Origin of the sequence: Streptomyces sp. A2-16 (genome assembly GCF_018128905.1) — a bacterium.
Classification (GTDB): Bacteria; Actinomycetota; Actinomycetes; order Streptomycetales; family Streptomycetaceae; genus Streptomyces.
Window position 1 is genome coordinate 6,268,934 of the sequence record NZ_CP063808.1, and the last position, 26,264, is coordinate 6,295,197.

Consider the following 26,264-nt stretch of genomic DNA (forward strand, 5'->3'; position numbering starts at 1 on the left):
CAGACGAAAGGCACTTGCTCCATGGAACGCGCGAGACCTCTGCTCGGCAGGCGGCTACTGCTGAAGGGGGCCGTCCTGGCCGCCGTCCCGTACGCGCTGCTTCCCGAGGTGCGGGCCGGGGCGGCTCCCCAGCCCGTGGACCACCCGTTCGCCGAGTGGCAGCCGGCGACCACCGACAACTACACCGACTCGAACCGCCCCGCGTCCTACCGCATCGACCGGGTGGTCATCCACGTCACGCAGACCTCCTACACCGACGCCCTGGACATCTTCCGCAACCCGGCGAAGCAGGTGTCCGCCCACTACGTCGTCCGCTCGGCCGACGGTCACATCGCGCAGTGCGTGCGGGAGGCGGACGTCGCCTGGCATGCCGGGAACTGGGACTACAACACCCGAAGCGTCGGCATCGAGCACGAGGGGTGGGTGGACAAGCCTGTCTGGTTCACCGAGGCCCTGTACCAGGAGTCCGCGAAGCTCACCGCGGGCATCTGCGAGAGATACGGCATCCCGAGGGACCGCGCGCACATCATCGGGCACTACGAGGTGCCGGGCACGGACCACACCGACCCGGGTCCGTACTGGGACTGGGACCGCTACGTGAGCATGGTCGCGGCCGTGTGAGCCGTGCACCGTTCGGGTGAGGCCGGTCGAAGAGGTTGTTTGCGCGCGTACCGGGAGTGACGATGTCCCCAGTCGCATCGTGCTCCGGGAGGCCGAGTTGACCGATCCATGGGTGGCCCTGGAGCCGGGGGCCGACCCTGCCGAGCGTGTCCGGCTGCTGCGGCGCGCGCACGCGACGTTCACCGAGGCGGGCACGGTGCAGCGGCCGGTCCGGCCCGTGGTGGCCGACTCGTGGCGGCGTTCCGCGCGGGCCGGAGTCGGGCCCGACGGGACGGCGGACGTCGAACTCAGCGACGGGGACCTCGGTTCGTACCGGGCCGAGCACCCGTTGGCGCGGGTCATGCCGTTGTTCCGTGAGCTGATGGGGACCTTCGCCTCGGACGGGGAGCATCTGCTCGCGGTGTGCGACGAGCACGGCAGGCTGCTGTGGGTCGAGGGGCACGCGAGCACCCGGCGGCAGGCGGAGTGGATGAACTTCGTGCCGGGTGCGCGGTGGGCTGAGACCGCCGTCGGGACGAACGCGCCGGGCACCGCGGTCGCGGTGGACCGGCCGGTGCAGGTGTTCGCGGCGGAGCACTTCATCCGCCGGGTGCAGCCGTGGACCTGCGCGGCGGCGCCGGTGCACGATCCGCGGACCGGGCGGGTGCTGGGGGCCGTGGACATCACCGGTGGGGACGGGCTCGCGCATCCGCACAGCCTGGGATTCGTCCAGGCTGTCGCGCGGGCCGCCGAGTCACAGCTGGCGCTGCTCCTGCCGCAGCAGCAGGCCACCGACCGGCCCGAGCTGAGCGCACTGGGCCGGGACGAGGCACTGCTGGTCGGCGGCGGCCGCAGGGTCAGGCTCAGCCGCAGGCACAGCGAGATCCTGGTGCTGCTGTCCCGGCACCCGGAGGGTCTGACCGGGGACGAGCTGTCGTGCGCGCTGTACGAGGACGAGTCGGTGACGCCGGTGACGCTGCGGGCCGAACTGGCGCGGCTGCGCAGGGTTCTTTGGCCGGGGCTGCTGGCGTCACGGCCGTACCGGCTGACCGTGCCGGTCGAGTCGGACGTGGCGATCGTCGAGCGGCGGCTGGAGAGCGGGGCGGTCGCGGCGGCGGCGACGGGGTACGCCGGGCCGTTGCTGCCGGCCTCGCAGGCTCCGGCGGTGGCCCGGCTCAGACACCGGATCGCGGACGGGCTGCGGTCGGCGTTGGTCGCCCGCCGGGATCCCGATCTGCTGGCGCACTGGGCGCACGCGCCGTGGGGCGAGGACGACGTGGAGGTGTGGCGGGCGCTCGCGGCCGTGCGGCCGACGGCGAGTGTCAGGGCCCGGCTCGCCGCGCTGGAGTCGGAACTGGCCGCGCCGACGGCAACGTGGTTGCAACGTCCGCGCTCCTAGCCTCACGCGCAGAGCCGCCCAACGGCGGGCGGCGCTGCTGAAGGAGGCTGGCCAGCATGACCCGTTACGCGGCACCCGGCACCGAGGGCGCGATCGTCTCCTACCAGGCGCGCTACGACCACTTCATCGGTGGCGAGTACGTGCCGCCGGCCCGCGGGCAGTACTTCGAGAACCCGTCGCCGGTGAACGGGCAGCCGTTCACCGAGGTCGCGCGGGGCACCGCGGAGGACGTGGAGCGGGCGCTGGACGCCGCGCACGCCGCCGCGCCCGGCTGGGGCCGGACCTCGGTGACCGAACGCTCCGACATCCTCCTCAAGATCGCCGATCGCATGGAGGCGAACCTGGAGCAGCTCGCGGTCGCGGAGAGCTGGGAGAACGGCAAGCCGGTGCGCGAGACGCTGGCGGCCGACATCCCGCTCGCCATCGACCACTTCCGGTACTTCGCGGGGGCGGTTCGCGCGCAGGAGGGTTCGCTCGGCGAGATCGACGACGACACGGTGGCGTACCACTTCCACGAGCCGCTCGGGGTCGTCGCGCAGATCATCCCGTGGAACTTCCCGATCCTGATGGCGGTGTGGAAGCTGGCCCCGGCGCTCGCGGCGGGCAACGCGGTCGTCATCAAGCCCGCCGAGCAGACCCCGGCCTCCATCCACTACTGGATGAGCCTGATCGCGGACCTGCTGCCGCCGGGCGTGGTGAACATCGTCAACGGTTTCGGGGTGGAGGCGGGCAAGCCGCTCGCGTCGAGTCCGCGGGTGGCGAAGGTGGCGTTCACCGGCGAGACCACCACGGGGCGGCTGATCATGCAGTACGCCTCGGAGAACATCAAGCCGGTCACCCTCGAACTCGGCGGCAAGTCGCCGAACATCTTCTTCGACGACGTCTGGGCGCGGGACGACGACTTCCGTGACAAGGCCCTCGAAGGGTTCACGATGTTCGCCCTCAACCAGGGCGAGGTCTGCACCTGTCCCTCCCGTGCGCTGATCCAGCGCGGCAACTACGCCGAGTTCATGGAGGCGGCCGTCGCCCGCACCGAACTCATCAGGACGGGCCACCCCCTCGACACCGACACGATGATCGGGGCCCAGGCCTCCAACGACCAACTGGAGAAGATCCTCTCCTACCTGGACGTCGGCCGACAGGAGGGGGCGAAGGTCCTCACCGGTGGCGAACGCATCGAGCACGACGGCGAGTTGAAGGGCGGCTACTACGTCCAGCCGACGATCTTCGAGGGCGACAACCGTATGCGGATCTTCCAGGAGGAGATCTTCGGCCCCGTCGTCTCGGTGACGCCCTTCGACGACTTCGACGACGCCCTGAAGATCGCCAACGACACGCTGTACGGCCTCGGGGCGGGCGTGTGGACCCGCGACATGAACACGGCGTACCGGGCGGGCCGCGCGATCCAGGCGGGCCGAGTCTGGACGAACTGCTACCACGCGTACCCGGCGCATGCCGCGTTCGGCGGGTACAAGCAGTCGGGGATCGGGCGCGAGAACCACAAGATGATGCTGGAGCACTACCAGCAGACGAAGAACCTTCTTGTTTCTTACAGCCCGAAGAAACTTGGGTTCTTCTAAAGCCTGAAGTGTGACACCGGTGGTGTGCGCGACGCACGAGGCTCCCGTGCCGTTGGGGGAGGTGCTCGAAGCCTCAACCCATGTGCACGGGGGCCGCGTTGGTTCCGCATTCTGCCGTGAGCCCCGCTGCAAACTCCTGCCGCACCAGCTTGCCCTGGTCGGCCTGATGCGCCTGCGTCGACTCGGCACTCTCGCCCAGCTCGCTGCCGGGTTCGGCATCTCCGTCGGCGCCGAGCACGCCAACCTGGCAGCCGTCCTCGACCTGCCGGCCGGCCTCGCGCGCGGCCCGCTGCGTGCCCTGCGCGACGCCGAACCGGACTACGTCCCGTTGAGGGCGTCTGCCGCGGTTCGGCAGCCCGACTTCCGCGGCAGCGCCGGAATCGGCCATGAAATGCCCAGAATATTACAAAGTGGGATAATCGACTTAACTCGGGAACGCCCCCACCGGTGTCCCCTACCGACCGTGAAAAGGCGGATCCGGCCATGTCGAAGAAACCACGTTCGTCCGAGCCACCGCACGGCAAGGGTCCCAGCCGTCACCAGGGCACCGGACAGCACGGCTGGTCGCCCGACGTGGACGAGACGCACCAGCAGGACAACCCGAGCGCCCGCCGGTCCTTCCAGGCTGAGCGGGCCGGTGAAAGTGGTCGAGGCCGGTCGAAGTCCCCGGAGGAGACGAAGCCCGTCCCGGGCGACATGGCCAAGAGCAGTCGTGCGAGCGGCGAGAAGTACGGCGACGCGGACGAGAAGGGCAGACGCGACACCGGACCCAAGGGCCGCTCCCAGCGCCCCAGCGGTACCAAGGACGCTTCCGCGACGACCGGCGTGGATCCACAGGACCCGCCGTCCGGGCGCCGACGGGGTTGACGGTCCGATCGCGCCTGGACGGCCTGGCATGCTCCTGGGCGAGCGACGTACGGGCGACGTACGGGCGACGTACGAGCGACGCCCCCGTCAGCAGATCCGCGGAAGTTGCTCCCCGATCGGCAGATCGACCACCCGCGTCCCGCCCAGGCCGGTCCGTGCCACGACCATGCCGGGATGCTCCTCCACGGTCTCTCCGATGATCACGGAGTCCGCGCCCAGAGGATGGGCGCGCATCGCCCCGAGGACGGCGTCGGCGTGCTCGCGCGGGACGAAGGCCACCAGCTTGCCCTCGTTGGCGATGTACATGGGGTCCAGTCCGAGAATGGCGCAGGCGTTGGCCACGGCCGGCGGGACCGGGACATCGCGTTCCTGGATGACCACCCCGGTCCCGGAGGCCTGCGCGATCTCGTTGAGCGAGGCCGCCAGGCCGCCCCGGGTCGGATCGCGCAGGACGTGCAGATCGGAGGTGACGGCGAGCATGGCGTCGACCAGACCGCCGAGCGCCGCGCAGTCGCTCTTGATCTCCACTCCGAATTCCAGCCCCTCGCGCACGCTCATGACCGCCACCCCGTGGACGCCGATGGCGCCGCTGACGATCACGACGTCACCGGGGACGACCCGCTGAGGGCGCAGGTCGACGCCCGCCGGGACGAGGCCGATGCCCGCGGTGTTGATGTAGATCCCGTCGCCGTGCCCGGCCTCCACCACCTTGGTGTCGCCGGTGGCCACCTCCACACCGGCGGTGCGCGCGGCCGCGCCCAGCGCCTCGGACACGCGCGTGACCACGTCCAGCTCGACGCCCTCCTCCAGGATGAATCCGCAGGAGAGGTAGGCGGCGCGGGCGCCGCTCATGGCGAGGTCGTTGACGGTGCCGTTGACCGCCAGGTCGCCGATGCTGCCGCCGGGGAAGAACAGGGGCCGCACCACGTAGGAGTCGGTGGAGAACGCCAGCCGGGCGCCGCCCAGGGGGAGGATGGCGGCGTCACCCATCTGGGCGAGCACCTCGCCCCCGAAGGCGGGCGCGAAGATCTGCTGGACCAGTTCGGCGGAGAGCACTCCGCCGCCGCCGTGGCCCATGACGACACGCGGCCGGTCCCGCAGCGGCGCCGGACAGGTCCACGCCTCGACGTCCAGGGCGGGGACGGGGAGATCGGTGGTGTCAGACAACGGGGGTCGCCTCCTGGGCCTTGGTGGCGGGCATGTCCAGCCGTCGGTAGAGGTAGTACGCGGCGCAGGCTCCCTCGCTGGAGACCATGGTGGCCCCCAGCGGTGTACGAGGCGTGCACAGAGTGCCGAAGGCCTCGCACTCGTGCGGCTTGAGCAGTCCCTGCAGGACCTCTCCGCTGCGACACTCGGCCGGCTCCTGCGTACGGATGCCCTCGACGGAGAAGCGGTGCTCGGCGTCGTAGTCGCGGTACTTCGGCGCCAGCCGCCAGCCGCTCTGCGGGATCACCCCGATGCCGCGCCAGGCGCGGTCGGTGACCTCGAAGACGTCCTCCAGCATGGCCCGGGCGGCCGGGTTGCCCTCCGCGCGAACGGCACGGGCGTAGGCGTTGTCGACGGTGTGCTCACCGCGTTCCAGCTGCTGGACGGTACGGCGCACGCCTTCGAGGATGTCCAGTGGTTCGAAGCCCGTCACGACGATCGGCACCCGGAAGCGCTCCGCCAGTTCCGGGTACTCCCCCATGCCCATCACGCTGCAGACATGGCCGGCCGCGAGGAAACCCTGCACCCGGCAGCTCGGCGAGGACATGATGGCCTCGATGGCGGGCGGGACGCGGACATGGGACACCAGCATGCTGAAGTTCGGGATGCCCAGCTTCCGGGCCTGATGGACCGTCATGGCGTTGGGGGGTGCGGTCGTCTCGAAGCCGATGCCGAAGAACACCACCTCGCGGTCGGGGTTCTGCTGGGCGATCCGCAGCGCGTCGAGCGGTGAGTAGACGACGCGCACGTCACCGCCCTCCGAGCGGACCTGGAACAGGTCCCGTCCGGTGCCCGGCACGCGGAGCATGTCACCGAAGGAGCAGAAGATCACCTCCGGTCGGGAGGCGATCTCCAGAGCCTTGTCGATGACCTCCAGCGGAGTCACACACACCGGACAGCCGGGTCCGTGGATCAACTCGACCTTGTCCGGCAGGAGTTGGTCGATGCCGTGGCGGATGATGCTGTGCGTCTGCCCTCCGCACACCTCCATCAGGGCCCACGGCCTGGTCACCGTGGCGTGAATGTCGTCGAGGAGCCGGCGTGCCAGCTCCGGGTTCTGGAACTCGTCGATGTACTTCACTGGTTGCGCACCTCTTCCACCGGGGCGACGCCCGCCTCCGTCGCCGCCGTCTCCCAGGCGTCGCCGAACTCCTCCTGCAACAAGCCGAGTTCGGCGAAGAGTTCGAGCGTCTGCCGCGCCGACTCCTCGTCCAGCCGCTGCAGGGCGAACCCGACGTGGACGATGGCGTACTCGCCGACCTGGAGATCGGGCAGATACTCCAGGCACACCTCCTTGACCACGCCGCCGAAGTCGACGGTGGCCATCCGGGTACCGTCCCGTTCCTCGATGTCCAGCACTCTGCCGGGTACCGCCAGGCACATGAGCCTCTCCTCGCTGTGGGTCGCGCGTCTGCTCAGTCGGTGGGAGTGGTGCGGGCGGCCACCATCAGTTGGCCCAGCGCCAGACCACCGTCGTTGGGCGGCACCAGGTGGTGCCGCAGGACCGTGAAGCCGTCCTCGCGCAGGGTTGCGGCACAGGCCGAGGAGAGCAGCGTGTTGGCGAACACGCCTCCCGTCAGGGCGACCGTGTCCAGCCCGTGTCGCTCTCGCGCCCGCGCGCACATCCGGTGCACCAGGCCGGTCACGCCCCGGTGGAAGCGCGCGGCGACCAGGGCTGGCTCGACACCCACGCGCAGGTCGCCGACGATCGTCGCGAGCACGGGTGCCGGATCGGCCCGTATGGCGCCGTCCCGGTTCTTCTCCGACGCGTGCAGCGCGAAGGCGTACGCCGTGGTGTCGTCGGCGGGTGCGTGCAGAGCCGCCCCCTCCAGTTCGACGGCGGCCTGTGCCTCGTACCCGGCCAGGTGGCACACCCCGGCGAGAGAGGACACCGCGTCGAAGAGCCGGCCCATGCTGGACGTGGGGACACAGTTCAGGCCACGCTCCAACTGCCTTTCCAGGACGTGGAGTTCGTCGGGCGGGCAAGCGGTCGTACAGGCGAGGTCGTCGGACCAGTCGATCCCGGCCGCCCTCAGATGGGCCAGCGCCATGCGGTACGGCCGACGCACCGCGGCGTCACCACCGGGCAGTGGAACATACGCGAGATGTCCGAACCGGGTGAAGCGGTCGTAGTCCGCGAGCAGGAACTCCCCGCCCCACACGGCACCGTCGTCGCCGTGGCCGGTGCCGTCGAAGGCGACGCCGATCACCGGCCGGGTGCCGTCCAGTCCGTGCTCGGCCATGGCGGCGGCGATGTGCGCGTGATGGTGCTGGACGCGTACGACGGGCCGGTGCGCCGCGTTCCGGGCCGCCCATCCGGCGGAGCGGTAGCCGGGATGCCGGTCGGAGACCAGGGCCTCGGGCCGCACTCCCGTGATGGACTCCAACTGTGCCACCGCGCGCTCGAAGACCTGCTGTGTGCCGACGTCGTCCATGTCGCCGATGTGCGCCGACAGCCATGCCTGCCGGCCCGCCCCGAGACAGAAGGCGTTCTTCAGGTCTCCGCCGACGGCGAGGGCGGGCCGCACGGGCAGCGGGAGGGAGACCGGCAGCGGGGTGTACCCGCGCGAGCGGCGGATCACCAGTGGCTCCCCGTCGCAGACGCGGACCACGGAGTCGTCGCACGGGACGTGGATCGGCCGGTCGTGGGTGAGCCAGGCGTCGGCCAGGTGCGCGAGTCGCTCCAGCGCCTCGTTGTCGTCGGTGACGATGGGCTCGCCGGACAGGTTGCCGCTGGTCATGACGAGCAGCCGGGGGCCGTCCGGGTCGCCGGGCAGGCCGAGCAGCAGATGGTGCACGGGCGTGTAGGGCAGCATCACGCCGAGGTCGGGGCTGCCGGGTGCCACGGCCTCGGCGGGCCGCGGTTCCCCGCCGGCGTGCGGACGCCGCCTCAGCAGGACGACCGGCCTTTCACGGCCTTCGAGCAGGCTCCGTTCCGCCGGGCTCAGCCGGACGAGGTGACGGACGTCGTCCGCGGTCCTGGTCATGACGGCGAACGGCTTGTCCCCGCGCGCCTTCCGCCGCCGCAGGAGGGCGACCGCCTCCTGGTTCGTGGCATCGCAGGCCAGGTGGTAGCCGCCCAGGCCTTTCACGGCGAGGATCGCGCCCCGCGTCAGCAGCGCGCGGGCCTCGGTGACCGGGTCAGCCCTCTCGACACGCCCGATCCGCGCCTCCTGGGCGAGGACCAGCCGCAGCCGGGGCCCGCAGGCCGGGCAGGCGACCGGCTGCGCGTGGAACCGGCGGTCGGCCGGATCCTCGTACTCCCGGGCGCAGTCGGCGCACATCGCGAACCCGGCCATGGTGGTGTTCGCCCGGTCGTACGGCACGCCGGTGACGATCGTGAAGCGCGGGCCGCAGTGGGTGCAGTTGACGAACGGGTGCCGGTGGCGCCGGTCCGCCGGGGCGGCCAGCTCGGCGAGGCAGTCGGCACAGGTGGCGGAGTCGGGGGAGACCAGGGTGCGGGCCGGTCCGCCGGTGCGCGAGGTGAGGATGGTGAACGCGGTGCCGCCGACGGGAGGCATCTCCCGGTGGTGGACGGACTCCACGCGGGCCAGCGGCGGTGCCTGGGCGGCGATCAGGTCGCAGAACCGGGCCACGGCCGAGGCGTTGCCCTCGACCTCCGCGACGACGCCCTCCGGGGTGTTGGTCACGTGTCCGGCCAGGGCGAGTTCGGTGGCAAGGCCGTAGAGGTAGGGCCTGAAGCCCACGCCCTGCACCACTCCCCGGACGGTGACCCGGCGGCGTCGCGGGGTGTTCTCGGCGACGGCGGCCGGAGCCTGCGGACCTCTCACGAGTGGGTGTGGGCCATGGTGCCGGTGGCCTCCGGGTGCGGGTGAGTGTGGTGAGGGGGCTGTCGGGTCATGACCGGTGAGTGGACGGGTGTGCCGTCCAGGGCGGCCAGCGCCCGGTCGAGCAGCCCGCCGACTCCCTGCCCCCGGCGTGCCGACGTCATGAGCACCTCGACCCCGGGGTTGACCTGCTGCACATTCGCGCGGAACGCCGCCTCGTCGAACTCGACGGCCTCCGCGATGTCGGTCTTGGTGACCACCACGAGGTGGGCGAGGCCGAAGGCGGTGGGGTACTTGAGCGGCTTGTCCTCGCCCTCCGTCACGGAGGCGAGGGTGACCCTCAGGGTCTCCCCCAGGTCGTAGGAGGCCGGGCAGACCAGGTTGCCGACGTTCTCCACGAACAGCAGCCGGGTGTCGTCGGGCAGCCACCCGTCCAGGTGCCCGGCGAGCATCCCCGCCTCCAGATGGCACAGTCCGTCGGTGAGCACCTGCTTGACGGGGACCCCCGAACGCGCCAGCCGGGCCGCGTCGTTCTCGGTGGCCAGATCGGCGCTCAGCGCCGCGACGGGAACGGCGCGCTCCCGTGCCCGCAGCAGTTCGCGTTCCAGCAGCGCGGTCTTGCCGCTGCCCGGACTGGACAGCAGATTGACGACCGCGATGCCCCGAGCCGCGAGGTGCGCGCGCAGTTCGTGGGCACTCGCGTCGTTCTTCGCGAGTACGGCCTGCCGCAGGTCGACGACACGACACATGGTTCAGCGCTCCTCGGAGATCGGTTCGCGGGTGGGCGTGTGCGCGGGGCCGAGGCCGTCCTCCCAGTGCACGTCGACGATCTGCAGTTCCCGGCCCGTGAGCAGGTCGGTCCGCGTACCGCCGCACGCGGGGCAGGTCAGCCGGGGCGGCATGCCGACGGCCCATTCGTGGGCGCAGGGGGTGCAGCGGGCCCGCCCGGGCACCGCTTCGGTGATCAGCTCGGCGCCTTCCAGCAGGGTTCCGGCGCAGGCCAGTTCGAAGGAGAAGGCGAGCGCGTCGGGTACGACGCCGGCGAGTTCGCCCACCTGGAGCCGTACCGATCGCACCGCCGTGACGTCCTTGGCCCGTGCGGCGGCCTCTTCCACCTGGTCGACGACGGCCAGCGCGATGGACATCTCGTGCATGGGTCCGAGTCCTTCCGCAGCCCGACTCCCGCCGGGCCTCATTAGAGGCGGGCGCCTCCTGGTCGTACGGCCCGGCACGCCGTCACCGGCCGACAGATACACCGTTCGACGCAACCGCACGGCACACCGGTGGCTCCCACCGTTCACATCCGTCGGATCCGCAGGTAGCGCCGGACGTCAGGAAGCACCTCGGCGACGACAGCGACCAGGGCGGCGAGGGCCGCTCCGCCGATGACGAACTTCTTCATCCCGTCTCTCCTCATGTCGGAGCCCCAGCGGTTGAGGCCTGCGCCACGGACGGCTCGCCGTCCCGCAGCAGCTTTTCGATCAGCCGGACGGCCTCCGGTACGGCGTCGGACACCGGCGGGCTGAGCCCGATGCCCTCGTCCACCGAGGCCGGCTCGCATCCCACGACCAGGACGCGGCGTGGTGGCTCGCCGCCGGTACCGGCGCACAGGGTGCCCAGCAGTGCCAGGACGGTGTCGGGGCTCATCCGGTGGCCGTCCAGCGCGGGGGCGGCGGGTGAAGGGCTCCCTCCGCCGACGTCGTGCTCGATCACGTACAGCGTGCCGGGGGCCTCGCCGCGTGCCGTGGCGTCCACGAGGACGAGGGTGTCGTAGCCGTCCAGCAGCTGATAGGCGAGGTGCACCCCGCGCACCCCGATGTCCACGACCTCGATGTGTCCGGGCAGGTCGTGCTCGGCGAGCCGGCGGGCGGTCTCCACGCCGAAGCCGTCGTCTCCGAGGAAGACATTGCCGATGCCCGCCACGAGGGTCCTGGGACCTGGCGGTGGGGGAAGGTTCACGCGTCGTCCTCCAGCGGTGCGACCTCGTCGGGCTGGAAGTACAGGAACCGTCCCTGCTCGCGGCGGACGTCGGCGCCCGGGTCGCCCTCGACGGTGACGGCCAGGTGCACCCCGCCGTCCACGTCGTGCAGCACGGCTTCGACCCTCGCGGTGCGGCCTCGCAGGAAGATGTCCTGCGCGTCGGTGCGCCGCGCCCCCGGACGCAACTCGACGCGGCTGCCCTGGCCCACCGACCGGCCGTCCACGACCACCCGGTCCTGCGCCGGGTCGAAGCCCGCGTCGCTCGCGGGGTCCCACCAGGGGGTGTCCGGCCGCATCACCCCGTATTCGTCGGGGAAGCCGGCGTCCGGGGCGGCGGGGCCGGGACCGGTCACCTCGCGCAGGCTCCGCACCGCCCCGTGCAGCCGCTCCAGAACCTCGGCCGGCATCGAGTCCGCCAGTTCGATCACGGCGGCCGCCCGCTCGTCGGTGCCCCGGGCCTCGCGTTTCTCCTCCTCGGTGAGGGCCGCGGTGCGCAGCGCGAGGATCTCGTCGATCTCGAGGGCGTCGTAGAGCGCGCCGGGGCTCTCCGGCGCGATGGCCGGATGGTCCTCCAGGATGATCGGCGAGGACAGCACGAGGTCGGCGCGTCCGGGTTCGCCGGCGAGCACGGGCCAGGTGTGCAGGTTGCGGCAGGCGGCGACCGCGCCCTTCGCCCACTCGGGGGGATCGGTCATCGACAGGAACGATCCGGCGCTGAGGGCCATGAGGAGGTGGCTGGCCACCAGGGAGTGCGGAAGCGCGGCCTCCCGGTCCGCGCCGCGGCCCTCGGGCGGTGTCCAGTCGCTGGTGTTCTCGACGACGGCGGTCAGCCGCAACACCCGGTAGGGGCCGTCGAGTTCGCGGGCGGAGAGCCGTAGCGTCCCGCTGATCTCCTCGCTGCGCCGGACCAGTCGGCCGACGGTTCGGCCGCCCTCGTCCAGGACCGGCTCGGTGTCCTCGCGGGCGGGGAGCCGGAAGGGATGGGTGACGCCGTCGCCGAGGAGCTCCTCCACCGGCGCGACCACCGCGACGCGCTCCTCGCTTCCCTCGTCCCAGGGCACCAGCACCCGGTCGTCGAGGCGGAGTTCGGGCACCGTGTCGAAGCCGCCGTCCGGACGGGCCCGCTCCACCGTGCGCCGTCGGGCGTGCAGGAAGCGCACCTCGACCGAGAGGGTCGCCCCCGCCTTCGGTTCCATCAGGCATTCGGTGTGCTGGAAGTCGTGCTCCTCGCACTCGGTGCCCCAGCCGGGCGGCACGAGCACACCGAACTGCCAGCGCAGCCGGTTCTTGGCGGCCGAGGCGCGATACGGGTAGAGCACATAGCCCTCGAAGAGGACGGCGTCGGCCACCTGCCGGGCGAGGGCGAAGCGCTCCTCGGTCTCGGGGGCGAACGCGGTCACGGTCACGGATCGGTCCTTCCGGTGGTGGCGGTGAGGGCGCGCAGCGGGTCGTGCGCGGGCGGCTCGGCCGCCTCCTCCAGCAGCGCCGCGACGGTCGCCTCCCAGGAGGGCAGGGCGTGCCGGGAGCGGTAGGCGAGGAGGGCGTCCATGGTGTCGCGGGGCAGCCGGATCCAGCCGCAGCCGGGGAAGTGCTGCTCGACCATCTCCCGCCAGGCGGTGACGGGCATCCGGAAGGCCGCCTCGCGGTCCCACGGGACGGGCTCCACCTGGAAGCCGCCGGTTCCGGTGAACGCCGTACCGGAGAAGAGCATCAGCAGGGGGACCTCGCCGTCGGTGAGGGCGGTGAGGTAGCGGGTCGCGGCGATCTCCAAGTCGTAGGTGCAGGGCACGACGAGGTCGGTCTCGATCTCCCCGGTGAAGCTCGGGACCATGACCGAGACCTGGGCGAACTGCACCGGTTGGAGCGTGCTGCCCCAGCGTGAGCGCTCGCCGAAGAGGTCCGCGAGACCGTCCGCCTCGGCAGGCGCGTAGCCGCGGCGGGCGGGTTCGATGCGGATCTGGCAGCGCAGTGCGAGGGCGTGCACGCGCGCGTTGTCGGCGGCGGTGACGCGCAGCCGGAAGACGAGGGTCGGTCCGGCGGCGTACCGGTCGGCGCGGACGCCGGTGCAGGCGAAGGAGAAATCGGTCACGGGTGACCCACCTCGCCCAGGGGCCGGACGCGTCGCGCGACGTCCGCGAAGAACGCGTCCAGCGCGGCGCGGGCCTCGGCCCCACCGTCGAAGCCCTGCCACAACAGGCGCATACGGCCGACGAGTTCGTAGCAGATGTCGATCGGTACGAGGTGACACTCGAAGCGGCCGTCGGTGCGGCGCAGCAGCAGTGCCTCCACGTCGGGTTCGAGCAGTTCGGCGAGGCGGCTGCCACCGAGGACGTCCGTCCACGTGGCCGGTTCGAGTTCGCTCTCGGTGGCTCCGGCCGGGCTCGGGTAGAGGGCGACCAGCCGGTCGAGCGCCGCGTTGCGGAAGAGGAAAGCGACGCCGACCGGGATCTGCAGGGCCTCCCACGCGCTCTCGTCGAGGCGGTGTCCGGGGTCGGTGAGGTAGCGGGCCGGGACCGTGCGGAAGCGGCCCGCGGCGGCGCCCGGCTGCTCCATCAGCAGCGCGCACGGGGCGCAGGCACAGACGAGGGCGCGTTTCTCGGTGTCGACGAGATGACGGTGACCCGCCTCCACCGCCACGGCGCACAGCTCACACCGTTCGGGCTGCGGCGGCCTCTGGGTGAGGAACCTCCGCAGGCCGGGCGTGCGCGTCGCCGGGGACGCCGTCATCGGGCCCCCGTCGGTGCCGTGCCGATCTGGAGGAGCGTCGGCCCCGCGGCAGCGGTCTGTACGTCGACCGCTCTGACCTCCGGTGCGAAGCAGGCGAGCGCTGCCTCCGCGGCCTCCCGGGCACCCGTGCCGGAGCCGCAACCGCAGCCGCCGGCCTCCCGGGCCCGCACGGTCAGGGTGCCGCTCTCCTCGTCGAAGCCCACCACCTCCAGGGTGTGGTCCCGGACCCCGTCGAGGGCGCGGGCGATGCGGGTGTCACGGTCCTCGGGGTGCAGGTCGTGCAGGACGAGGAGGCTCGCGACCAGGTCGTCGCCCAGGAGGCGTGCCGCCGCTTCGCCGGGAGCGCCGGACAGCAACTGGAGGATGCGGGCGAGTCCTGCACCGTAGAAGTCCATGAGGGACCGGACGAGCTCCTCCGCCGCCGCGGCGGCGGCCGGGTCGCCGCTCTCGGCCAGCCTGTCGAGGATCTCCTCGACACGGCGCCCCGTCTGCTCCGTGGAGCTGACCGCGCTCATCCGCCCAGTCCGCTCAGGCCGGTGGGCACGTGCATCGACTTCACCGTCTTGCCGCCCCCGACGTACATGTGGACGCCACAGGGCAGACAGGGGTCGAAGCTGCGGACGGCGCGCATGATGTCGATGCCCTTGAAGTTCTCCGGGGTGTTCTCCTCGAAGATGGGCGTGTTCTGCACGGCGTCCTCGTACGGCCCCGGCGTGCCGTAGGTGTCCCGGACGCTGGCGTTCCAGGGGGTCGGCGGGTACGGGTGGTAGTTGGCGATCTTGCCGTCCCGGATCACCATGTGGTGGGAGAGGACACCGCGGACCGCCTCGGTGAAGCCGACGCCGATGCTCTCCTCCGGAACCTCGAACTTCTCCCAGGTCTGGGTGCGTCCGGCGCGGACCTCCGCCAGTCCCTTCTCCGCGAAGTGCAGGGCGACGGCGGCGGCGTACGCCTGGAAGTACGTGCGGGCGCGGTTGCGCTCCAGCGCGTTGGACCACTTCGGGATCTTCCACTCGAAGGTGGTCTCCGGCTTGGTCATGGTGCGGGGCAGGTTGATGACCACGCTCTGGCCGGTGGCCTTGACGTACCCGATGTCGACGAGGCCGGACAGGGCGGTCGACCACAGGCGGGCGATGGGGCCGCCGCCGGTGTCCAGGGCGAGGTGGTCCTTGCCGTCGAACCAGCGCGGGGACATGACCCAGCTGTACTTGTCGTCGAAGTTCCGCTTCTGCGGGGTGGGGATGGTGTGCTGGTTCCACGGGTGGCGCGGGTCGACCGGGTTGCCGAGCGGGTCGTGGGTGACGAACTGTTCCTGGCCCTGCCAGTCCTCGTAGTAGGAGCTGCCCAGCAGGATGCGGATGCCGAGGTTGATCTCGGTGAGGTCGTTGGTGACGAGCTTGCCGTCGACGATGACACCGGGGGTGACGAACATGCGCCGGCCCCAGTCGGTCATGTTGGCGTAGGTGAAGTCGCAGTACTCGGGGTCGTTGAGCGCGCCCCAGCAGCCGAGCAGGACTCGTCGGCGGCCCACTTCCTCGTACCCGGGCAGCGCCTCGTAGAAGAAGTCGAACAGGTCGTCGTGGAGGGGCACGACGCGCTTCATGAACTCCACGTAGCGCATCAGCCGGCTGAGGTAGTCCGTGAACAGCTGCACCGAGGCGATGGTGCCGACGCCGCCCGGGTAGAGCGTGGAGGGGTGCACATGGCGGCCCTCCATCAGGCAGAACATCTCGCGCGTGTAGCGGCTGACCTGGAGGGCCTCGCGGTAGAACTCGCCCTCCAGGGGGTTGAGCGAGCGCATGATGTCGGCGATCGTGCGGTAGCCGTGCTCGGCGGCGTGCGGGGCCTCGGTGCGCTCGGCGAGTTCGAGGACGCCCGGGTTGGTCTCCTTGACCATCTTCTCGCAGTAGTCGACCCCGACCAGGTTCTCCTGGAAGATGTTGTGGTCGAACATGTACTCCGCGGACTCGCCGAGGTTGATGATCCACTCACCGAGGTGCGGGGGCTTCACGCCGTACGCCATGTTCTGCGCGTACACCGAGCAGGTGGCGTGGTTGTCACCGCAGATGCCGCAGATGCGGCTGGTGATGAAGTGGGCGTCGCGCGGGTCCTTGCCGCGCATGAAGACGCTGTAGCCGCGGAAGACCGACGAGGTGCTGTAGCACTCGGCGACTCGCTTCTGCTTGAAGTCGATCTTCGTGTGGATGCCGAGACTGCCCACGATCCGGGTGATCGGGTCCCAGGCCATCTCCACCAGGCCGCTGCCGTCGCCGGCCGCCTTCGTCGTCGGTGCCATCTGTGTGCCGTGCCCTTCGTTGCGCGGGAGGTTCAGGTGGGGGGTGCATGCACGAGAACGGGGAGCGGATCAGCTGCGGCGGACGCTCACCACGGGGGTCGGTATCCGGTGGTGATCTCGTCTCCGGTACGGCGCCACTTGGGCTCCTTGTCCACCGTCCTGGCCGTGATCGACCGCAGCTTGCGGACCACGGCGCCGTACGCTCCGCTGGCGTTGCTGGACACCTTGGCGCCGGGGGGTTCGTCCATGAACGGCATGAACTTGTCGGGGAAGCCGGGCATGGTGCAGGCGATGCAGATGCCACCGACGTTGGGGCAGCCGCCGATCCCGTTCATCCAGCCGCGCTTGGGCACGTTGCACTTGACGACCGGGCCCCAGCAGCCGAGCTTGACCAGGCACGTCGGCGAGTCGTACGACAGGGCGAACTGGCCCTGCTCGTAGTAGCCCGCGCGGTCGCAGCCCTCGTGCACGGTGGCCCCGAACAGCCAGGTCGGGCGCAGCTTGTCGTCCAGGGGGATCATCGGGGCGGCGCCGGTCGCCTGGTAGAGCAGGTAGGTGAGCGTCTCGGAGAAGTTGTCGGGCTGGATCGGACAGCCGGGGACGCACACGATGGGGATGCCCGCGTGGGACTTCCAGTCCCAGCCGAGGTAGTCGGGCACGCCCATCGCGCCGGTCGGGTTGCCCGCCATGGCGTGGATGCCGCCGTAGGTGGCGCAGGTGCCGATGGCGACGACCGCCAGTGCCTTCGGGGCGAGCCGGTCGATCCACTCGCTGGTGGTGATCGGCTGGCCGGTCTCCGGGTTGTCGCCGAAGCCGCACCAGTAGCCCTCGGGCTTGATCGCCTCGTTGGGGATGGAGCCCTCGACGACCAGGACGAACGGGTCGATCTCGCCCCGCTCTCCCTTGAAGAACCACTCGATGAACGTGTCCGAGCCGCCGACCGGACCGCACTCGAAGTCGATGAGCGGCCAGTGGACGGCGATCTTCGGAAGGCCCGGCAGAACACCGAGCACGATCTCCTCGATGCTGGGCTGCATGGCCGCCGTCAACGCGACCGAGTCACCGTCGCAGCTCAGGCCCGCGTTGATCCAGAGAATGTGGATCGTGGGTGTCTCGTCGGCGGGCGCGCCGCTCGCGTCCGCAGCACTGACCGTGTCCGGCGTCGCCTCAGTCATGGGACCGCCTCCTGGGGAGGTAAGGGATGAAGGCCCAGATTTCGACCATCGCTTCTCTTCGTATCAGCCGTTCGGCCGTGACGAGACGCCGTGCAGGGCCATTCCGGTGACATCCGCGGCGGAGGGGATCGGACCGGTTTGCGCAACCGGGGCGGGACCGAGGTGCGGCGGGGTGCACGTCGGCCGCTCCTTGTGGACGAAGGAACGACGCAGCGCGTGGTACGGGGCATCCGGGTCGTCGAAGGTCCGGCGCATACGGGCCAGCTCCTGCTCACGGAAGCCGGCCAGTGGGGTCACGCTCTCCAGCCGGTCCAGCTCCGTCTTCTTCGCGGTGATCCTTGCCGCCGTCGCCGGCAGTGACGCCAGCCGGGCCGCCAGGCCGTCGACCTCCCCCGCGAACGCGTCCGGACCGCAGTCGACCACCCGGTCGACGAGGCCGAGGCGCAGAGCGGCCGCCGAGCTCACCGGGAGAGCCTCACGCATGAGCCGTTCCGCCGTCGCCGGACCCACCCTGCGCGGCAGGGTGTGCGTCCAGTACTCCGAGCCGTACAGGCCCATCAGGCGGTAGTGAGGGTTCAGCACGGTGCCCGCGCGGCACCACACCTCGTCGGCCGCCAGGGCGAGCATCACGCCGCCCGCCGCCGCGTTGCCCGCGACCGCCGTGACCACCAGTCGGTCGGTCGTCGTCAGGACCGCCTCGACGAGATCGTCGATGGCGTTGATGTTCGCCCAGGACTCGGCGGCGGGGTCGTCCGCGGCCTCGATGACGCCCAGGTGGATCCCGTTGGAGAAGAAGTCCCGTTCGCCGCCCAGCACCAGTACGGACGTGGGCCGCTCGCACGCCTCCCGGTAGGCGTCCAGCAGACGTCGGCACTGCTCCGTGCTCATGGCGCCGCCCGGGAAGGAGAACGAGAGGAACCCGACGTCCCCGTCCTCCCGGTAGCGGATGTCCGTCCAGGTACGGTGCCGCACCTCGGGCAGCAGGGGCAGGGCGTGCTCGGGCAGGGGCGGCAGCAGGTCGCCCAGCGCCCGCACGGCAGGCAGTTTGTACGTGGGCGGCTGCCCGGGCGCGCGCCGGGGCCGCAGCTCGGGGATCCACACGGCGCCGTCCTTGGTGGCCCGGCACACCGCCCCGGCCCGGGTGGCCAGCAGCTCGCCCGGGCGGCCGCGCAGCGCGCTCTCGTGATGACCGCCGTGCAGGTACCACTCACGACCGAGCAGGACGTCCAGCACACCGGGCTGCGAGTCAGCCGCCCTCAGCTTGCGCAGGACGTCCTGCGTGGAGTCCTCGGCCCAGTCGATGCGCCGGACGCTCTGGTCGAGGTAGGGGCGGGGGCGCAGCCGGGCGTCGGCCGTGCGTGCCACGTCCTGCTTGCGTGGTACGTGGGTTCCCTCGGCGAAGCGCTCCACCGCGAGCAGGACGGCCTCGAGCGCGGCGTCGGCGATCTCGCCCCGGTACAGCTCGCTCTTGGGAACCGGAGGGACCCGGCACGGGACACAGGCCCACACGTCACCGGCGTCCATCTCCCGGTCGGCCTGCAGGACGGTGACGCCCCACTGGTCGACGCCCTCGTGAATCGCCCAGTCCAGGGAGGAGGGACCACGGTCGCCCACGGGCCCCGGATGGACGATGAGGCAGGTGTGCGCTGCCCACACCTCCTCGGGAATCGCCGTCTTCAGCATCGGCGCCACGACGAGCTGCGGTGCATGCCGCCGCACGATGTCGGGCAACGGGCTGCCGGGCAGGGCGAGTTCCACCGCCACGATGTGGCCACGGTCGCGCAGTTCGGCGAAGACACGCTGGGTGAGGCTGTTGAACGCACTGGCCAGGAGCAGGATGTGCACCGCTGCCTCCGAGACGGACGAACGGCAGGCAGGGATGCCCGCCGGACGCGATCCTCGGGCAGGGCGGCCTGCCGTTCCCGACGACAGGCGGTGGGATCATCCGAAAGCGGGCGCCGATCCTCCGTCCGGCTCACCGGCCACGACCGACGGCGCCACGGATGATCACATGCGTCGCAGGCCGCTGGTCATGCGCTCCCACCGGGAGCGGGTGGCACCGAAGTGCGTCTCGTGTGCCCAGATGTGGGTGCAGGACCGGCACTGCAGGTGAAGCAGGCTGCCGACGTGGGACAGCAGGTAGCGCCAGTGCTCGGAACAGGTGCGCCCCTGCTCGCAGGTGGCGCACCCGCGACGGTCGTCGCAGTTCGGGCAGGCCACCCAGGCGCGCCGCCCGATGTCGGCCTGCGGGTCAAGCGGCAGCATCGCCGCCCCCTCTCCGAGGCAGCACGCCGGCCGAGACCAGCTCGTCGTACACGCGCTGCTGCTCCGGGCTGAGGCCGGAATACAGCAGCTGGTACGCCGCTTCCTCGCCGCGCAGCGCGGCGACGGGGTCCCAGTCGGGTCCGAGAGCGTCCAGGACATGAGCGCGCCGGAGGAGTTCATGCGAGCTCAGGTCGACGACCAGGTCGACCGTCGGGAGCGGGTCGGGTCGGTCCGTCGCGGGCGTGCTTTCCGCGGCGGTCTCGTCCGGTTCGCCTGGAAGGGCGCGGTTGTCGGGGGACACGGGACCGAACGTAGGCAAGCGCTTCTCGCCCGGGCAAGAGCAGGTGGGAGAAGTCACAGCGGACCACTGCGGAGGTCGGCACCATCCCACCGGAACACGTCAGCGCTTTGCTGAGCCCGCACGGACCGGTCGCCCCGCCGACGACCGGAGGCCCGTGAAAGCCTCCGGTCCAGGTGGGCCGCAAGGGGGACCGGATACGCTGCGTGGGACGGCAGACCGGTCCGAGAGGTGGAGTGTGACCGAGACCAGCGACACCCGTCCCGCCGACAGTGAAGCCACGGCTCCGCGGCGGAGCCACCTGCTCCGCCTGATGCGGTACCTCCCCCTGATCGCGCCCGTTCTGCTGTGGGCCGTGCCCTGCTGGGTGCTCCTGTACGCCGGCCAGCACTGGACGTTGCCCGTCACGCTCATCGGCACCGCCCTGTTCGCCGCCGGTCTCGTGTGCATGCCGCTCGCGATGATGCGCGGCCACGGCAGGCGGCAGCAGGACCGGGCGGCGATCCTCGGTGACACCCTGCTGGGCGGCAGCTGGGTGCTGTTCACCTGGTCCGTTCTGCTCGGTGTCCTCCTGCGGCTCGCCCTGACCGTGGCCGGTGTCGGCGGGAGTCAGGACCGGGCCCGGATCGTCACGTGGGCCGTGCTCGGGGTGACCGCTCTCCTCCTCGTCTGGGGGTACGCCGAAGCCCGTCGCGTGCCACGCGTGCGCCGACTCGACGTGCAACTCCCCCGGCTGGGCGCCGGGTTGGACGGCATCCGCGTCGCCCTCATCACCGACACCCACTACGGCCCGCTCGACCGGGCCCGCTGGTCGGCGCGGGTGTGCGAGACGGTGAACACGCTGGAGGCAGACCTGGTCTGCCACACCGGCGACATCGCCGACGGCACAGCCGAACGCCGCCGCGCACAGGCCGCCCCCCTCGCGACCGTGCGGGCCACCTACGCCCGGGTCTACGTCACCGGCAACCACGAGTACTACAGCGAGGCGCAGGGCTGGGTCGACCTGATGGACGAGCTGGGCTGGGAGCCGCTGCGCAACCGCCATCTGCTGCTCGAACGCGGCGGTGACACCCTCGTGGTCGCCGGCGTGGACGACGTCACCGCCGAGTCCTCCGGCCTGGCAGGCCACCGCGCCCACCTCGACGGGGCCCTGAACGGCGCCGAGCCCGACCTGCCCGTCCTGCTCCTGGCCCACCAGCCCAAGTTCATCGACCGGGCGGCGGCCGCCGGCATCGATCTCCAGTTGTCCGGCCACACCCACGGCGGCCAGATCTGGCCCTTCCACCACCTGGTCCGCCTCGACCAGCCCGCCCTCGCCGGCCTCAGCCGCCACGGGGCCCGCACCCTCCTCTACACCAGCCGCGGCACCGGCTTCTGGGGCCCGCCGTTCCGCGTCTTCGCCCCCAGCGAGATCACCCTGCTCGTACTCCGCTCCCCGCACGCGCCCACCTCGCCTTAGCGCCGGACGGGCCGACGCGGCCATGCCCTGCGCAGGTCGGCGGCACCTGGCTCGTGCCCTACCGGCAGCCCACGCTCGTGCGGTCGCAGCCGGACCGCCGGCCAGGGAGGTTCAGGTCATCCCCCGGCACGCTCGTGCGGTCCTCGCGGCGGTCGAGCCACTCGGCCCCGCCGTCCGGGGTGAGCAGGGCGATCCCGGTGCCCGCGGCGGCGATCCAGGTGCCGGGGCGATGTCGACGTGGACGAAGCGACCGTCGGGGAACGGGCTGCGCAGTGCGCTCAGGTAGTCGGGGCCGCCGAGGGAGGCGGGGAAGATCTTGATCGCGGCGCCGCCGAGGGCGAGGGCGCGTTCGATCTCGGTCGGCGTGAGGACTCCCATCAGCACGGGGACGCCGATGCCCGCGAGTCCGTCGACAACGGCCGGAGTGACGAGGCAGGAGGCTCCGGCGTCCACGGCGCGGGCGGCGTCCGCCGGGGTGCGCACGGTTCCGGCGCCGATCAGTGCGTCGGGGCCCATTTCGGCGCGGGCCCGCTCGATCACCGTCAGGGCGTCGGTGGTGGTCAGCGAGACCTCCACGGCGGCGATGCCCTCCTCGGCGAGGGTGGTCACGGTGCGCAGGGCCGCGGCGGGGTCCTTGCCGCGGACGAGCGCCAACAGGCGGTGGGCTCGCAGGGATTCCACCAGGTTCGTGGGAGCGAGGTCTCCTCGGATCTGACGGTGGCCCGTCTCGCGGCACACCGACCAGGCATGGATGCGACGGGTCGACTCCCCTACTAAGGGCGGTCCGTCAGGTCCACGTCGGCGTACAGCTGGTCGTGGTCCGAGACCGGGGTCGGGTGCACGCGGTGGCTGCGGGCGGTCACGTCGCGCAGGAAGACGTAGTCGAACTTGCTCTGCCAGTCGGTGGTCGGCGCGCAGGTTCCGGCCCCCGAGGGACGGCATCCGGGGTCCGCGTCCGCGGCCAGTTTCCACATCGGGGTGAGTTCGGAGGCGTAGGGCACCGCGTTGAAGTCGCCGATGACGATCGCGCGGTCGTGCCGGGCGACCTCCGCGGCGAGGACGCCGACCTGCTCGGCCCGGACCGCCTCCTGACGTCGTTCGGCGAGGTGGGTGTTGAAGACCCGTACCCGGCGGCCGTCCACCGTGGTGGTGACCGCCATGTACCCGCGGTCCTCGGAACCGCCGTCGGGATACTCCTCGGTGACGACGTCGGCCATCGGGGCCGCCGAGAGGATCGCCTCGCCGTAGCCGCCCGGGTTCCACGGTGCTCCCCCGCAACGGCCCCAGCTCTGCAGAACCGGCCCGTACTCGACGTGGTAGACGAGCCCGTGCAGGTTCTCCAGATAGTCCCGGATCTTCTCGACGTCACCCACGCACGCTTCCTGCACACCGACGACCTGGGGCGCGAACTCGGCGATCGCCGCCGCCCGGTCGTCGTTGCCCGTCTCGCAGGGGTTGCAGAGGTTCCACGTCATGACCCGGTTCGGCACGACGTCCCTGACGGGCTTGACGGGCGCGGACCCGGCATCGAGGGCACCGCTCGGTGCACTGGGACCGGAGAGCACCATCCAGGCCAAGACCATGGCACCCACGAGCAACCATGTGCCCTTTCCGAGCACCCTTGCCTCCTCGACGTGGATCCGCAGGGCGACACCTCTGTGAACGATGTTATGGGACCCGGCTCACTCCTCGTCGCGCAACCTTGCCGCCAGGGAGGTCAGGGTCTCGGTCTCCTCGGTGTGGCCCGTGGCGGTCAGGTGGGCGACCGCCGCGTCGAGGCGGGTCAGGGCGGGGGCGGTGCGCTTCAGGTAGAGGCCCTCCACGGCACCCGCGAGGCGGACGCACTCGGCCCACTCTCCGGCCCGGTCGTCCTCCGGCCCGGGCTCGCCGAGCAGGGCGAGGGCCTTCTCCAGGGCGGCCAGGGCGTCCTCGTACGCGCCGGCGTAGGCGCTGACCCGCCCGTGTTCGTAGGCCAGGGCGCTGTCCAGGGAGCGGCCGCGGGCCTCGTACCCGGCGGCCCGGGCCTCGTCGGCGACACGGCCGGCGTCGGCGAGGAAGGCGCGGGCGTCGGCCAGACCTTCGGCGCCCTGCTGCTGGGCCTGGAGACGGCCGAGTTCGCGCAGGCAGTTGCTGAGCAGTTCGTAGCGCGGGTCCCGGGCATGGGCGGCGATCGCCTGGTCCGCGGCGTCCCGGGCCCGGCCGAACTCGCCGGATTCACCGAGGAGTACGGCCGTCTCCGCGGCGATCATGGCGTGGCTGCCCGGGTCGTCGTCCCAGCCGGCCGACTCGGCCGCGAGGGCGGCGAACTCCGCCGTGGCGGCCTTGAGGTCCTCCCCCGCGCGCAGTGCGCGGGCCCGGGTCAGGCGCAGTTGGGCGGCGAGCCGGTCGTCCAGCTCGCCGGAGGTGACGTCCGGCTCGGCCAGCAGGGAGTCGAGCAGGGCGATGCAGTCCTCGACGCGGTCCAGGTCGAGGCTGAGCTGGGCGGCGTTGCTGTAGGTGCAGAACGCGTCGATCCGGTTGCCGCGGCGAAGGTCGGTCTCCGCCGAGCGTGTCAGGTGACGCAGTGCCTCCTCGGGCCGGCCCAGGTGCATGCATGCCTCGGCGAGATCGCCGTGCAGGCGGGTGGTGTCCATGGTGTCGGCCGGCCAGTCGGCGGCCAGGCGCAGGGCTTCGGTGAGGTCCGCGTGCGCGGCCTGCGGTTCCCGGAGGGCCAGCTGGAGACGGCCGCGCAGCCCGAGGGTGCGGGGCAGGTGCCAGGCCGGGCCGTGCGCCTTCAGCCGGTCGAGCAGGGCGTCGATCTCGGTGACCGCGGCGGCCAGGTCCCCGGAGATGGCGTGCGTGCTGGCCCGCAGCATCAGGGCGCCGGAGATCTGTCCCGGCAGGTCGTGCCGGGTGGCGAACGTCTGCAGCAGGTCCGCCTCGGCGAACACCGGTGCCACGTGCTCCTCGCTCGGCGTCGTCTGCAGGCGCAGGGCGAGCGCGGTCGCCCGCAGCCGCAGCAGGCGGGCCTCCTGGTAGGGGGCGAGGCCGGTCGTCTCCTCGTGCAGCCGGACCACGGACGCGTGGACGGCGGTCAGCGCGGCGGCCTTCGCCTCGGCCGCGTCCGCTTCCTCTTCCTCGCCGGGGATCTGGGCGCCGGCGAGCAGGGCGCAGGCGCGGGCGAACGCCGCGTGGCCGGGCTCCGCGGCGTCCTCGTACAGGGCCGCGGCCTCCTCGTGGAGCGCGGTGGCCTCGGCGAAGTCGTCCTTGTTGCCCGCCCGGTTCGCCTCGTCGGCCAGCAGGTCCGCGCGCAGCCGGACCAGCGGTCCCACGGCGGGGTCGTCGGGGTGGGCATAGTCGCGGGCGGCGACGAGCGTGCGCAGCCGGGCGAAGCAGGTCTGGGACTCCGGGTGCCCCTGCTCGTCCAACTCCCTTGCCCGAAGGATGAGTTCAGGCAGGGTGTCGGGAACAGCGGTAGTCGTGCGGGAGGCGGGCGCGGCGACCGGGGCGGCCGGGGCCACGTCGTCGAGGCTGCGGGTGCGCAGGGTCAGTTCCAGCGCGTCGAGGAGGGGTGCGCGGTCGAGGCGGGTCCTGCGGCGGTCGATGTGGGTCGAGGTTCCGTTGCGGGCGTCGAAGCGGGCGGCCAGGTCGTCCGCGCGGCCCCGCACCTCGGCGCGCAGCGCGGCCACCGTCCAGGTGCGTCCGGCGTATCCGGCGGTGGGCAGCTCTCCGTGGCCGAGGTGCTCGACGCGCTGGAGGAGGACCTCGACACCGGTGAGGAAGTCGAGCTGGTCCAGCGGCGAGTCGACCTCCTCGAAAAGGTTCCGGTTCTCGGCGAGCAGTTCCAGGCCGCGGGCCTCGTTGCCGGTGAGCGCGCAGAACTCCAGGTGCCGGCCGACCTCCCCGGACATCGAGGGGTTGCGGCGGCAGGCGCGGTAGCCGGCGAGGTGCAGTTCGCGCGCCCGGTCGGCGTGCTGGGTGCGCAGCAGGGGCAGCAGCGCGTACGACAGGGAGCGGGCCGGCTCCTCCTGGCAGGACTCCTTGCCGTTCAGGACGGGCTCCCAGGTGCGCAGGGCCCGCTCGTCGTCACCCGCCGCGAGGTGGAACAGGGCGCGCTCGCAGATCTCGCAGGCCTCGCAGTCGCTGAGCCGGGTGCGGGTGCGGCCCGCCCACAGCTCGTAGGCGAGGGCGGTGTCCTCGCCGACGTGGGCGGCGAGCTGGTACGCCTGTCCGTAGTAGGGCTGGAGGCCGAGGCCGGCCTTCTCGTAACGGTCGCGCATCTCCGTCAGCCACTGGCGCAGACTGGCCAGCGGTATCTCGGGGAGCTGGCGCAGGGCGTGGCCCACCCACTTGAACCGCCAGAACAGCATGTGGCGCAGGCGCTCGTCGAAGACGTCGGGCTGCTCGTCGAAGAGGGTCAGCAGCCGGGCGAAGACGACGGGCGACTTCCGGGGCTCGGAGCCGTAGGTGTACGCCTCCTGGAGTTCGAGGAGGGCGTGGACGAGCGGGACGGGCTCCTCGAACTGCTCGGCGGCGTCGACGAGTTCCTCGGCGGTGACCGTGCGGGTACGGCCGTAGGGACGCTCGTCGTTGTCCTGGAGCGCCTGGTACAACTCGTCGGTGGTCTGGATGGCGGTGGGCATCG

25 protein-coding genes are annotated in these 26,264 nt (G+C 71.7%); 5 read left to right on the plus strand and 20 right to left on the minus strand.

The window, feature by feature from the left end; genetic code table 11:
• The first annotated feature begins 21 nt into the window (after positions 1-21).
• From IOD14_RS28095 to adh, 3 genes are all read left to right on the plus strand, one after another.
• Positions 22-621: a peptidoglycan recognition family protein gene (locus tag IOD14_RS28095; RefSeq protein ID WP_123987599.1), complete on the plus strand. Its 600-nt coding sequence runs from the start codon at positions 22-24 to the stop codon at positions 619-621.
• A 97-nt stretch (positions 622-718) separates the two neighbouring features.
• Positions 719-1,999, plus strand: a complete 1,281-nt coding sequence (locus IOD14_RS28100) for a GAF domain-containing protein (protein WP_123987600.1) — start codon at positions 719-721, stop codon at positions 1,997-1,999.
• 56 nt (positions 2,000-2,055) lie between these two features.
• A complete protein-coding gene (adh, locus tag IOD14_RS28105; RefSeq protein ID WP_212671879.1) occupies positions 2,056-3,579 on the plus strand; it encodes an aldehyde dehydrogenase in 1,524 nt (507 codons plus the stop codon).
• Positions 3,580-3,652: 73 nt separating this feature from the next.
• Here adh and IOD14_RS28110 read toward each other — a convergent pair whose 3' ends face one another.
• Positions 3,653-3,967 carry a hypothetical protein gene (locus tag IOD14_RS28110; protein WP_212671880.1) on the minus strand — a complete coding sequence of 105 codons (315 nt, stop codon included), beginning with the start codon at positions 3,965-3,967 and terminating at the stop codon, positions 3,653-3,655.
• Between the two features lie 95 nt (positions 3,968-4,062).
• Between IOD14_RS28110 and IOD14_RS28115 the strand changes: the two genes are divergently transcribed.
• Positions 4,063-4,446, plus strand: coding sequence for a hypothetical protein (locus IOD14_RS28115; protein ID WP_212671881.1), 384 nt, complete (start codon positions 4,063-4,065; stop codon positions 4,444-4,446).
• Positions 4,447-4,533: 87 nt separating this feature from the next.
• Here the strand turns inward: IOD14_RS28115 and hypE are convergent, their stop codons facing one another.
• The 16 genes from hypE to IOD14_RS28195 form a co-directional block, all read right to left on the minus strand.
• Positions 4,534-5,613 (minus strand): hydrogenase expression/formation protein HypE, encoded by a 1,080-nt coding sequence (gene hypE, locus IOD14_RS28120; protein WP_282959527.1) that lies wholly within the window; start codon positions 5,611-5,613, stop codon positions 4,534-4,536.
• Positions 5,606-6,733, minus strand: coding sequence for a hydrogenase formation protein HypD (gene hypD, locus IOD14_RS28125; protein WP_212671882.1), 1,128 nt, complete (start codon positions 6,731-6,733; stop codon positions 5,606-5,608). Before hypD ends, hypE begins: the two co-directional genes overlap by 8 nt.
• A complete protein-coding gene (locus IOD14_RS28130; protein WP_123987605.1) occupies positions 6,730-7,035 on the minus strand; it encodes a HypC/HybG/HupF family hydrogenase formation chaperone in 306 nt (101 codons plus the stop codon). Before IOD14_RS28130 ends, hypD begins: the two co-directional genes overlap by 4 nt.
• Before the next feature lie 32 nt (positions 7,036-7,067).
• The gene (gene hypF, locus IOD14_RS28135) at positions 7,068-9,443 is read right to left on the minus strand and encodes a carbamoyltransferase HypF (protein WP_212671883.1); all 2,376 of its coding nucleotides are present in this window, start codon (positions 9,441-9,443) and stop codon (positions 7,068-7,070) included.
• The gene (hypB, locus tag IOD14_RS28140) at positions 9,440-10,189 is read right to left on the minus strand and encodes a hydrogenase nickel incorporation protein HypB (protein WP_123987607.1); all 750 of its coding nucleotides are present in this window, start codon (positions 10,187-10,189) and stop codon (positions 9,440-9,442) included. Before hypB ends, hypF begins: the two co-directional genes overlap by 4 nt.
• Positions 10,190-10,192: 3 nt before the next feature.
• Positions 10,193-10,594 carry a hydrogenase maturation nickel metallochaperone HypA gene (locus tag IOD14_RS28145; RefSeq protein WP_123987608.1) on the minus strand — a complete coding sequence of 134 codons (402 nt, stop codon included), beginning with the start codon at positions 10,592-10,594 and terminating at the stop codon, positions 10,193-10,195.
• 259 nt (positions 10,595-10,853) lie between these two features.
• The gene (locus IOD14_RS28150; protein ID WP_123987609.1) at positions 10,854-11,399 is read right to left on the minus strand and encodes a hydrogenase maturation protease; all 546 of its coding nucleotides are present in this window, start codon (positions 11,397-11,399) and stop codon (positions 10,854-10,856) included.
• Positions 11,396-12,826 carry a hypothetical protein gene (locus tag IOD14_RS28155; protein WP_123987610.1) on the minus strand — a complete coding sequence of 477 codons (1,431 nt, stop codon included), beginning with the start codon at positions 12,824-12,826 and terminating at the stop codon, positions 11,396-11,398. The genes IOD14_RS28150 and IOD14_RS28155 overlap by 4 nt, the downstream gene beginning before the upstream one ends.
• Positions 12,823-13,509 (minus strand): DUF6084 family protein, encoded by a 687-nt coding sequence (locus IOD14_RS28160; protein ID WP_123987611.1) that lies wholly within the window; start codon positions 13,507-13,509, stop codon positions 12,823-12,825. Before IOD14_RS28160 ends, IOD14_RS28155 begins: the two co-directional genes overlap by 4 nt.
• The gene (locus tag IOD14_RS28165) at positions 13,506-14,147 is read right to left on the minus strand and encodes a DUF5947 family protein (protein ID WP_123987612.1); all 642 of its coding nucleotides are present in this window, start codon (positions 14,145-14,147) and stop codon (positions 13,506-13,508) included. The genes IOD14_RS28160 and IOD14_RS28165 overlap by 4 nt, the downstream gene beginning before the upstream one ends.
• Complete coding sequence (locus IOD14_RS28170; protein WP_123987613.1) at positions 14,144-14,662, minus strand: hypothetical protein; 519 nt, start codon at positions 14,660-14,662, stop codon at positions 14,144-14,146. Before IOD14_RS28170 ends, IOD14_RS28165 begins: the two co-directional genes overlap by 4 nt.
• A complete protein-coding gene (locus IOD14_RS28175; RefSeq protein WP_123987614.1) occupies positions 14,659-16,443 on the minus strand; it encodes a nickel-dependent hydrogenase large subunit in 1,785 nt (594 codons plus the stop codon). Before IOD14_RS28175 ends, IOD14_RS28170 begins: the two co-directional genes overlap by 4 nt.
• An 86-nt stretch (positions 16,444-16,529) precedes the next feature.
• Positions 16,530-17,618 (minus strand): hydrogenase expression protein HypE, encoded by a 1,089-nt coding sequence (locus IOD14_RS28180; protein WP_123987615.1) that lies wholly within the window; start codon positions 17,616-17,618, stop codon positions 16,530-16,532.
• A 63-nt stretch (positions 17,619-17,681) separates the two neighbouring features.
• Positions 17,682-19,463: an enoyl-CoA hydratase-related protein gene (locus tag IOD14_RS28185; RefSeq protein ID WP_212671884.1), complete on the minus strand. Its 1,782-nt coding sequence runs from the start codon at positions 19,461-19,463 to the stop codon at positions 17,682-17,684.
• A gap of 162 nt (positions 19,464-19,625) precedes the next feature.
• Complete coding sequence (locus tag IOD14_RS28190; RefSeq protein ID WP_097260876.1) at positions 19,626-19,883, minus strand: hypothetical protein; 258 nt, start codon at positions 19,881-19,883, stop codon at positions 19,626-19,628.
• Complete coding sequence (locus IOD14_RS28195) at positions 19,870-20,184, minus strand: DUF6400 family protein (RefSeq protein WP_212671885.1); 315 nt, start codon at positions 20,182-20,184, stop codon at positions 19,870-19,872. The genes IOD14_RS28190 and IOD14_RS28195 overlap by 14 nt, the downstream gene beginning before the upstream one ends.
• Positions 20,185-20,419: 235 nt before the next feature.
• Here IOD14_RS28195 and IOD14_RS28200 point away from each other — a divergent pair, with 235 nt between their 5' ends.
• Positions 20,420-21,640 carry a metallophosphoesterase gene (locus IOD14_RS28200; RefSeq protein ID WP_212671886.1) on the plus strand — a complete coding sequence of 407 codons (1,221 nt, stop codon included), beginning with the start codon at positions 20,420-20,422 and terminating at the stop codon, positions 21,638-21,640.
• A gap of 111 nt (positions 21,641-21,751) precedes the next feature.
• Here the strand turns inward: IOD14_RS28200 and IOD14_RS28205 are convergent, their stop codons facing one another.
• From IOD14_RS28205 to IOD14_RS28215, 3 genes are all read right to left on the minus strand, one after another.
• Positions 21,752-22,321, minus strand: a complete 570-nt coding sequence (locus tag IOD14_RS28205) for a bifunctional 4-hydroxy-2-oxoglutarate aldolase/2-dehydro-3-deoxy-phosphogluconate aldolase (RefSeq protein ID WP_249126091.1) — start codon at positions 22,319-22,321, stop codon at positions 21,752-21,754.
• A 92-nt stretch (positions 22,322-22,413) separates the two neighbouring features.
• Positions 22,414-23,223: an endonuclease/exonuclease/phosphatase family protein gene (locus tag IOD14_RS28210; protein ID WP_212671887.1), complete on the minus strand. Its 810-nt coding sequence runs from the start codon at positions 23,221-23,223 to the stop codon at positions 22,414-22,416.
• Between the two features lie 99 nt (positions 23,224-23,322).
• On the minus strand, positions 23,323-26,262 hold the full coding sequence (locus IOD14_RS28215) for a hypothetical protein (RefSeq protein WP_212671888.1): 2,940 nt from the start codon (positions 26,260-26,262) through the stop codon (positions 23,323-23,325).
• Positions 26,263-26,264 lie beyond the last annotated feature (2 nt).

Bases quoted from the DNA above. Each gene is read 5' to 3' on its own strand.
- IOD14_RS28095 (WP_123987599.1), top strand. From the start codon at position 22: ATGGAACGCGCGAGACCTCTGCTCGGCAGGCGGCTACTGCTGAAGGGG.
- adh (WP_212671879.1), top strand. From the start codon at position 2,056: ATGACCCGTTACGCGGCACCCGGCACCGAGGGCGCGATCGTCTCCTAC.
- IOD14_RS28110 (WP_212671880.1), bottom strand. From the start codon at position 3,967: ATGGCCGATTCCGGCGCTGCCGCGGAAGTCGGGCTGCCGAACCGCGGC.
- IOD14_RS28115 (WP_212671881.1), top strand. From the start codon at position 4,063: ATGTCGAAGAAACCACGTTCGTCCGAGCCACCGCACGGCAAGGGTCCC.
- IOD14_RS28130 (WP_123987605.1), bottom strand. From the start codon at position 7,035: ATGTGCCTGGCGGTACCCGGCAGAGTGCTGGACATCGAGGAACGGGAC.
- hypB (WP_123987607.1), bottom strand. From the start codon at position 10,189: ATGTGTCGTGTCGTCGACCTGCGGCAGGCCGTACTCGCGAAGAACGAC.
- IOD14_RS28145 (WP_123987608.1), bottom strand. From the start codon at position 10,594: ATGCACGAGATGTCCATCGCGCTGGCCGTCGTCGACCAGGTGGAAGAG.
- IOD14_RS28165 (WP_123987612.1), bottom strand. From the start codon at position 14,147: ATGACGGCGTCCCCGGCGACGCGCACGCCCGGCCTGCGGAGGTTCCTC.
- IOD14_RS28170 (WP_123987613.1), bottom strand. From the start codon at position 14,662: ATGAGCGCGGTCAGCTCCACGGAGCAGACGGGGCGCCGTGTCGAGGAG.
- IOD14_RS28175 (WP_123987614.1), bottom strand. From the start codon at position 16,443: ATGGCACCGACGACGAAGGCGGCCGGCGACGGCAGCGGCCTGGTGGAG.
- IOD14_RS28180 (WP_123987615.1), bottom strand. From the start codon at position 17,618: ATGACTGAGGCGACGCCGGACACGGTCAGTGCTGCGGACGCGAGCGGC.
- IOD14_RS28190 (WP_097260876.1), bottom strand. From the start codon at position 19,883: ATGCTGCCGCTTGACCCGCAGGCCGACATCGGGCGGCGCGCCTGGGTG.
- IOD14_RS28210 (WP_212671887.1), bottom strand. From the start codon at position 23,223: ATGGTCTTGGCCTGGATGGTGCTCTCCGGTCCCAGTGCACCGAGCGGT.
- IOD14_RS28215 (WP_212671888.1), bottom strand. From the start codon at position 26,262: ATGCCCACCGCCATCCAGACCACCGACGAGTTGTACCAGGCGCTCCAG.